Raw genomic sequence first — 8085 nt, 5'->3', positions numbered from 1 at the left:
CCAGGTGTTGCCCAGCCAGCGGCTGCCGCCCGGAACGTCGTCGTTCTGGGGGAGGCGCTGCGGCAGGTACTTGCCGTCGAGCCGGATCCCGAAGGTCGGGCTCAGCCAGTAGGTGGCCTCGGCGCCGAACACCGGCGAGACGCCGGGCGAGAACCCGTTGTCGCCGATGTCGAACCAGGCGCTGGTCCACGCGCCGCCGCCGAAGATGCCGATGTCGAACAGCGGCGCGGTGCGCACCGTCATGTCGTCCTGCGCCGCCGCGTGCCCCGCCGCCCCCAGCGCCAGAACCGCGGCGGCGAGAGCGGATGTGAGCGCTCGTTTCATGAGTCCTCTCCGAACCAGGTGATTGGGCCCCCTCGGTACCGCGGGGCACCCGCCAACACACGTTCCCCCGACCACACACAACACCTGCTTCCGGGAAGCCTGCCGAAACCCGGCCTCCCCACTGCGGCACGGCTCGTGGCGGTGCACCTCCTCTCGATCGCTGCGCCCTTCAGGGGGCGCGGGTGGACAGTGCCGTGAGGACGGCCCCGAGCACGCCGCCGTACGCGGCGTAGCCGGCAACCAGCGCCACCGGGGTGGCGCGTCCCCAGTCCAGCCCGAAGCGGCCGGGCGGGGGAAGCCGTCCCATGCGCACGCAGCGGCTGGCGCGCGCCAGCCAGGGGAGCGCCGCCGCCGCGATGAAGCCGAGGATCCCTCCCGCCGCCGCCCCCGTGCCCCAGCCGGGGCCGCCCAGGCCGCGCAGCACGGCCGCCAGGAGCGCGGCCACGAGCGTGGCGTGGAGCGCCAGGAACAGCCCGAAGCCGACGGTCTCGGTCATCGGCAGGCGGGGATCGTCGTAGAAGAGGCAGCCGAGCTGGCCGGTGGGGCTGAGCAGGGTGAAGCCGAGCGCGCGGAACAGCCAGAACACGGACGCGGCGAGCACGCCGGCCACGAACCCCGCCCACACGATGCCCCCCCAGCTCACCCCCATGCCCCTCCATCGGCCGGCGTGCGGGAAGACGCTGCTCCCGCGCCGGTGCGGCCCGTTGCCCGTGTTCGTCCGCGATCCCAACTGCGTTTCGCGTAAGGAATATGCAGTTTGTGCGTCGAACGCCAGTATTTCGTCGGCGGCAAGATAACGACGCGCGCGCCGTGGCGCACGTCACCGCCTGCGGCGCGCCCGTTCGCTCCGGGGCGCGCCGCAGGCGGCGATCAGGCCGCGGTCGACGCCGCCACCCCGGCGGCGTGCGCGGCGCCCTCGAGCGGCGGCAGCTCGCCGTCGGCCACGTGGCGGAGCGCGCGGTTGAAGACCACGTCCGACACGCCGTCGGGAACGGACATGATCTCGAGGTACAGGTCGACGGCCTCGTGCAGCGGCACCTCGGCCTGGAGGGCGCGGGCGAACTCCAGCGCGTTCTCCACGTGCCGCTCGAAGAGGTCGTCCTCGGCGCGGGCGGCGGCCAGGTTGATGCGGTGGCGCAGGTCGTCCTGCACGCGGCCGCGGATGCGGCGGCGCACGCGCGAGAACACCTGCTCGAAGCGCCCGCTGTCGTCGGGCGCGGGGCGGCGCGCGTCTTCGTGGTCGGCGGCGTCGTCCTCCATCAGCGTGACCTCGCCGTGGCCGCCGCCGGCCACCAGGCCGCGCCGCCCCAGCTCGGCGAAGGCGCGGCTGCCGACGTTGCGCGCCTGCTCGGGGTTGAGGCGCAGGATGCGGGCGTAGATGTCGAGGGCGGCGTCGAACGGGAGCTGGTCGTGCACCAGCTCCACGAACGCCAGGACGTGGCGGACGTGGGTGTCGAGCAGCTTTTCCTGCGCCACGGCGGTGGCCAGGTCCACCTGCCGCTGCATTGCACGCGACGTGTTCCGGGTGAGGCCCACGGCTGAATTCCTCCGAACGTTGGGGTGCGCGGCCGGATCCTGAGGCGCGGCGGCGGGTGCGCACTCGACCGCCGCCGCGCGGTGCCGGGCGCAAGTTCCATTCCCAGCAGGACAGCACCTCCGGGGCCGTTCCGGTATCGGAACAAGCCTCGCCCACGCGTCCGCGGACGGGGCGATCAACTCCGCCTCCGGTCTCTCGCGGGAACGCGAGAAGGCAAGCGGATGACGGAGAAACGGGGGTGATCGGGGACGATCCGCGCCAGCGTGGCCGGAGCGTGTCGAGGGGGATCGGGGATGCCTCGCGGCGCGACAGCGGACCTGCACCGGTTCGGCCGGGCGGGTGGCGGAAGGGGATCGGGGGGGGATGGCGACTGCGTGAGGGATGCGCGCCCGGAGGGCCGGGACGGCGCCGCGCGCGCGGGGATGCCGAGGGACGTGGGGATGCCGGGCGCGGCGGCGGCCCGGCGCGGTTGGCAACGGTAGTATCGTTGCCTACCGCGCGCGCAGCCCGTTTTGGCGTCTCGGCGCCAAACACGCCCGAATCCCGCAGTTCATCGGTTGCGGAGCCTTCCCGCGCCGCACAGCTTGCCGCCGGCGCAGAATCATCCTCACGTGGACGCAGATCCGGATGCCGCTGAAGATCGGGGTGGTGGACCAGTCGCCGGTGCGGACGGGCGGCACGGGCGCCGACGCGCTGCGCGAGACGCTGGAGCTGGCGCGCCTGTGCGAGCGCTTGGGATTCAGCCGCTACTGGCTGGCCGAGCACCACAGCACCAACTCGTTCGCCGGCTCGGCGCCCGAGGTGCTGCTGCCGATGGTGGCCGCCGCCACGCGCGAGATGCGGGTGGGCACCGGCGGCGTGCTGCTGACGCACTACTCGCCGTTCAAGGTGGCCGAGCAGTTCCGCGTGCTGGCCACGCTCTTTCCCGGCCGCATCGACGCGGGCGTGGGACGCGCGCCCGGCGGCGACATGCGCACCGTGCAGGCGCTGCAGTACGGGCGCGGCGCGCTGCCCATCGAGGCCTTCCCGCACCAGGTGGAAGATTTCGCCGGCTGGCTGGGCAACACCTTCGACCGCAGCGCGCACCCCTGGGGCCGCGTGCGCGCCATGCCGCGCGGCGAGTCGGTGCCCGACGTGTGGCTCCTCGGCTCCGGCGGCGACAGCGGCTACATCGCCGCGGAGCTGGGCGCGTCGTACTCGTTCGCTCAGTTCATCAGCGGGATCGACGCGGCGCCGTTCGTCCGCGCCTACCGCGAGCGCTTCCGCCCGTCGCCAGCGCTCGGCGAGCCGCGGGCGAGCGTGGCCGTCGGCGTCACCTGCGCGGAGACGAAGGACGAGGCGCGGCGGCTGGCGTCGGGGATCGAGCTGTGGCGGCGGCGGATCATGCGCGGCTACGACCGCGGCATCCCCTCGCCCGACGAGGCGCTGGCGGAGTTGGAGCCCGGGTGGCAGGCGCCGCCGCTGGGGCAGGACGGGGCGCGGCTCGTGGCCGGCACGCCGGACGAGGTGCGCGGCGAGCTCCTCCGCGTGGCCGACCACTGCGGCGTGGACGAGCTGCTGGCGGTGACGGTGACGCACGAGTTCGCCGCGCGCTGCCGCTCGTACGAGCTGCTGGCGGAGGCGATGGAGCTGGAGCCGCGGACGGAGTGGTGAGGCGGACGGCGGCCATCGAACAATCGCGAGCGAAGCGAGCCCAAGTCCCTCCCCCAGTCGGTTTTGGGGGAGGGACAGGCGCGAAGCGCCAGGGAGAGGGCCCACGCGGCTTCGCGAACTGCGCTATTCCTTCTCGCGAGCGGCGGCGCGGTCGTGGCGCTGGACGGCGCGCTCGTAGGCCTCGCGCAGGAGCGGCTGCACGGCGGCGAAGGTCTCGTCGCCGGGGTTGAGCACGCACACCCACCACTGCGGCGCGTAGACGGGATGCGGCATCAGCTGGTCGAGCGCGGTGAAGTCGTGGCCGGTGTCCACCACCCCCCTGGGGCCGGAGCGGGGCGGCTTCGGGCCGAAGCGCGACAGGTACGACTCCCGGCCGACGCCCACGTTCAGCCGGAACACGCCCGGGCGATCGAGATTCGACGCGCGGTCGTACTCGTTGTCCGCGGTGGCGATCGTCGCGAACGGCAGCCTCCGGTCCGCGCCATGGAAGAAGAAGGTGTAGCCCAGCGCGGACGTGGTCTCCACGCCCGGTAACGAGCGGAGGATCCAGTCGGTGATCGCATGCTCGTCCATGTCACCGCATACCCGGGGGAGACCAGGCCAGAGCGGCGGAATCTACCGTTGCGTGCAGAAGAAGCTCAACTGATTGGCTCACGCGGAGACGCGGAGGCGCGGAGAACCCAGGGCTGCAGTGAGTTCTCCGCGCCTCCGCGTCTCCGCGTGAGGTCATTCCGTTCGGAAAATCAGAACCGCGACGAGGTCAGCGTCACGTCCGCGCGCTGCCAGGCGGCGGCGAACTGGCGGCGGGCGTCGGCGTCGTCCTTGTGCTGCGCGCGCAGCGCCTCGGCCAGCCCGAAGAGCGACCACCCGTTGTGCGGGTTGCGCGCGAGGTCGTCGCGGTAGACGCGCTCCGCGTCGGCGGGGCGGCCCGCGGCCAGCAGCGCGGCGCCGAGCGACTGGCGCACGGGATAGTACCACGGCTGAGGCTCGTCGTAGCGCAGCCCGTCCTGCAGCCGCACCGCCATCTCCAGGTGCGGCACCGCCTCGGCCGCCCGCCCCTGCCGCAGCGCGATCTCGCCCGCCAGCGCGTGGTGAGCCACCTCCAGCAGGTCCTTCGCGCGGTGGAAGCCGAGCAGCCTGTCCGCCGGCATCGCCGCGGCGATGGCGGCCACGCTGTCGAGCTCCACCATCGCCTCGGCGAAACGACCCGTCCCGGCGAACGCCAGCCCGCGCGCGTAGCGCCAGGCGCCGGTCGCATAGCGGAGATCCGCCGGCGGCGCGGGCGCGGCCAGCACGTCGGCCCAGCGGCCGAAGCGCGCCAGCGTCAGCGCGTGCGCCGGCATCGCCATCTCCGCCTGCCCCACCTGCCGCGCCACCTCGGGCGTGATCTGCGCCACCATCCCCTGCGCCGTCTGGATCGCCTCCGCGCTGCGGCCCTCGAACGTGGTGGCCGCGCGCAGGAAGTCGAGGTTGTGGAAGAAGTAGAAGGGGTAGTTCCCCTTCGGCTGCCGGTCGGCGAGGTACACCTGGTCGGTGTGCGCGGCGTGCTCGTTGGCGTGCGTCGCGTCCGCGTACCTGCCCACGCGGATGTAGAGATGAGCCGGCATGTGGACGAGATGGCCCGCGCCCGGCATCAGCGACGGGAGCCGCTCCGCGCACGGCAGCGCGCGCTCGGGATGGAGCGACGCCTCGACCGCGTGGATGTAGAAGTGGCAGGCGCCGGGGTGATCGGGATGCCTGGCCAGCGCACCCTCCAGCGCGGCGACCAGCTCCTGCGTCCCCGGCTTCGGCGTGCCGTCCGGCGTCCAGTTGTCCCACGGGCTCAGGTCCAGCATCGACTCGGCGAACAGCGCCTGCGCGTCCGCGTCGTCGGGATAGCGACGGGCCAGGTCGCGCATCGCGTTCGCGTACGCGGAGTCGAGCGCGGCCCGGTTCGCGCCCGCCGTGGCCGAGTAGCGCCGTCCCGCCGCGGCGATGTACGCGCGCTCGGCCTCCGTCACCCGCGGCGCCAGCGCGGCCGCGGCGGCGATCTCGTCCGCCGCCTCCTTCTCCAATGCCGGGTCCATCGCCGCGTTGATGTTGGGCCCGAGCGCGAGCGCGATCCCCCAGTGGCACATGGCGCAGCCGGGATCGAGCTTCACCCCCTGCCGGAAGGAGTTGATCGCCTCCTCGTGGTTGAAGCCGTACATCAGCCTCAGCCCCTGGTCGAAGTACCGCTGCGCCGCGGGCGAGGCGGTGACGGGGTGATGCAGCGTGCCCAGGTTGTCGAACAGCGGCACCGAGTCGGGCGCGGCGGGCTGCTGCGCGGCCAGCGGGAGCGCGGCGAGGAGGGGGATGGCGATGGAGATGCGGAGCATGGGCGAGATCGCGGGATGAGGGGGAGATCACGAAACGCCGGCGGCCGGGGGATTGGAGGGCCCCCGGCCGCGATGGTTACAGCAGGTGATGTGGGGCGGGCGCCGGAACGTCCGCGGGGTAGATTGCTCCGGACACGGTTCGCGCACGGGAGGGGCCCGCACGAGTTCACGGCTCCAACCGGATGCCTTCCGCGTCCACCCCGACGTCCCGCCCTCGATCCGCACGCTAACCCGTTGTCTCCGCGGCGTCAACGAAACTTTTGAGGGGCCGGAGCGACACCCACGCGCCAGAATCGGGATCGAACGTCCCTTGCCCCATCTACGCCGCCCGCGTGCGGACGGATCTCCCAGATACGAAAAACAGCCAATCTCACGCAGAGGCCGCAGAGGTCGCAGAGAACTCTTCGCCCACGCTGTTCCTCTGCGACCTCTGCGGCCTCTGCGTGAGACCTTCTGTTGTTCTTAGATCACTCGATGCGCAGCGTCACCTTGCCGATGGTGGCCTGCGCGGCGCCACCCAATCGCTGCGCCGGTACCTGGTCCTCGGTATTGCCGCGCGGGACGAAGGTCAGCCGCACCTCCTTGTCCGACCACAGGTTGCGGCTGCGGAGATACGCGTACACGCGCGTCAGGCTGAGGCGCCGCGAGGCCGGCATCGCCATCCCCGTCATCTGCTGCCCGATGCCGAAGAAGTCGAGGTTACCGACGAAGTACGGACTCGTGTAAGCCGTGTCCGTCGTCCCCGACGGGAGGTCGGCGTACACCTCGTAGTAGATGCGCGCCGGCTGCTGCAGCGAGATGTCGTCCAGCTGCACGATCAGCGCGTTGCCGCCGTTCGAGTCGTTCGCGAACGCCTGCAGCGCCTTCTGTCCGTCGGCGGAGACGGGGATGGTCACCTGCACGGGGTTCGACGCCAGCGTGACCGGCCCCTGCACGCCGACGGGGATCGGGTCGGGAAGCACCGGGCGCGAGCGGATGGGGTCGAGCACCATCATCGTCGATCCGTCGGGCTGGTAGGCCAGCGTCTCCGGCGTAGCCACCGTCAGGCAGGGGACCGAGCCGTAGCGGTAGCAAAGCTGCATGGCGGTGTCCACCACCTGCGCGCCGGTCAGCTTCACGATGTGGCCGAACTCGTCGTAGAACTCCCAGCTCGTGTTCAGCCAGGTGGGATCGGTGGGGTTCGCCCGCCCGCCGCCCATGGCCAGCCACACGTTCCACAGCCGGTCGATCTGCGCGTGGTGCAGCCAGAAGATGGGGTCCTGCGCCGCGGTGTTGACGAACCCCATCAGCCCGCCCACGGCCACGTGCACCGCGCCGTGCGGCGTGCCCTCCAGCAGCGACGAGAAGCTGTTGAACGCGATCTGCGCCAGCGCCACGCCCGGATCCACGATGCCCGCGGAGAGCGGGTTGCCGGCGTTGACGCTGGGGTCGCGGCTGGACTCGTACAGCACGTTCGACGGATCGGCCGGCACGCGGAACGGCTTGGGAAGGTTGCGCGTCCCCGACGGCGTGTAGCCCCAGAACGGGAGCGCGAAGTTCGGCTGCCCCGACACGCAGCGGATGATGCGCTCGAAGTAGTAGAGGTACATCCGGTGCCAGGAGAGGAAGAAGAAGTTCCCGTGCTGGCAGAGGTTGGCCAGCATCCCCGGCGGGGGGCTGCTGGTACCGTGGATGTTGGCCTGCGCCATCCAGCTGGTGGGGAAGGTGGCGGGCCAGGTCTTCATGGTGGTGATGGCGTTGCGGTACGCCACCAGGTCCGGGTGCGTGTCGCCCAGGCAGTAGATGTTCTGCCGGATGTGGATGCCCGCCGCATCCACGTCCGCAAGCAGCCCCGTCTGCGGGCCGAAGATGCGCGGCACGTCGTCGCACCCGGACAGGGCCGCCCCGCCCAGCCCGCCGAGCGCCGCCAGCACGAAGCTCCTGCGATCCATGTTCGCCATCGACGCGCCCTCCTGCCGTGGGTTGCCGAGCCATGCCGCCCACGCACGCGGGCGGCGGCGGAAATGAGCCGTGGATATCCTGCCTTCCGCGACTCAATAGGATCTATGCACAGGATGGTCAGGGAGATGCCGAGTTCCGGCGCGCTCCACGACGAAGCACGCCCGCACCCGGGTCAGAAGTTCATGGAGAGCCGGGACGGAGTCAAGCAGATTAATTGATCGTGCTGACGATTATCGGCTGGAAAGATGGATTACGATCTACAACCGCGCCCTT

The 8085-nt window shown here is 71.7% G+C and carries 7 protein-coding genes; 1 reads left to right on the top strand and 6 read right to left on the bottom strand.

Annotation, left to right across the window (positions count from 1 at the left end):
- From VF092_22125 to VF092_22115, 3 genes are all read right to left on the bottom strand, one after another.
- Positions 1-324: hypothetical protein (locus VF092_22125; GenBank protein ID HEX6750007.1), on the bottom strand; the 324-nt coding region annotated here is incomplete at its 3' end.
- Between the two features lie 169 nt (positions 325-493).
- Positions 494-967, bottom strand: coding sequence for a hypothetical protein (locus VF092_22120; GenBank protein ID HEX6750006.1), 474 nt, complete (start codon positions 965-967; stop codon positions 494-496).
- Between the two features lie 227 nt (positions 968-1194).
- Complete coding sequence (locus tag VF092_22115) at positions 1195-1860, bottom strand: hypothetical protein (protein ID HEX6750005.1); 666 nt, start codon at positions 1858-1860, stop codon at positions 1195-1197.
- Positions 1861-2488: 628 nt separating this feature from the next.
- Between VF092_22115 and VF092_22110 the strand changes: the two genes are divergently transcribed.
- The gene (locus tag VF092_22110; GenBank protein HEX6750004.1) at positions 2489-3514 is read left to right on the top strand and encodes an LLM class flavin-dependent oxidoreductase; all 1026 of its coding nucleotides are present in this window, start codon (positions 2489-2491) and stop codon (positions 3512-3514) included.
- 123 nt (positions 3515-3637) lie between these two features.
- On the opposite strand, the gene VF092_22105 is transcribed toward VF092_22110, so the two are convergent.
- The 3 genes from VF092_22105 to VF092_22095 form a co-directional block, all read right to left on the bottom strand.
- Positions 3638-4087, bottom strand: coding sequence for a DUF6194 family protein (locus tag VF092_22105; GenBank protein HEX6750003.1), 450 nt, complete (start codon positions 4085-4087; stop codon positions 3638-3640).
- Between the two features lie 170 nt (positions 4088-4257).
- A complete protein-coding gene (locus VF092_22100; GenBank protein HEX6750002.1) occupies positions 4258-5871 on the bottom strand; it encodes a hypothetical protein in 1614 nt (537 codons plus the stop codon).
- A 467-nt stretch (positions 5872-6338) separates the two neighbouring features.
- The gene (locus VF092_22095) at positions 6339-7811 is read right to left on the bottom strand and encodes a tyrosinase family protein (GenBank protein ID HEX6750001.1); all 1473 of its coding nucleotides are present in this window, start codon (positions 7809-7811) and stop codon (positions 6339-6341) included.
- Positions 7812-8085: the final 274 nt, after the last annotated feature.

The organism is Longimicrobium sp. (genome assembly GCA_036377595.1).
GTDB lineage: Bacteria > Gemmatimonadota > Gemmatimonadetes > Longimicrobiales > Longimicrobiaceae > Longimicrobium.
This window is presented reverse-complemented; position numbering and strand designations above follow the sequence as displayed.

What these genes read in the sequence shown, in the direction of transcription:
- VF092_22105 (HEX6750003.1), bottom strand. Translation starts at nt 4,087, where the DNA reads ATGGACGAGCATGCGATCACCGACTGGATCCTCCGCTCGTTACCGGGC.
- VF092_22110 (HEX6750004.1), top strand. Translation starts at nt 2,489, where the DNA reads ATGCCGCTGAAGATCGGGGTGGTGGACCAGTCGCCGGTGCGGACGGGC.
- VF092_22095 (HEX6750001.1), bottom strand. Translation starts at nt 7,811, where the DNA reads ATGGCGAACATGGATCGCAGGAGCTTCGTGCTGGCGGCGCTCGGCGGG.
- VF092_22100 (HEX6750002.1), bottom strand. Translation starts at nt 5,871, where the DNA reads ATGCTCCGCATCTCCATCGCCATCCCCCTCCTCGCCGCGCTCCCGCTG.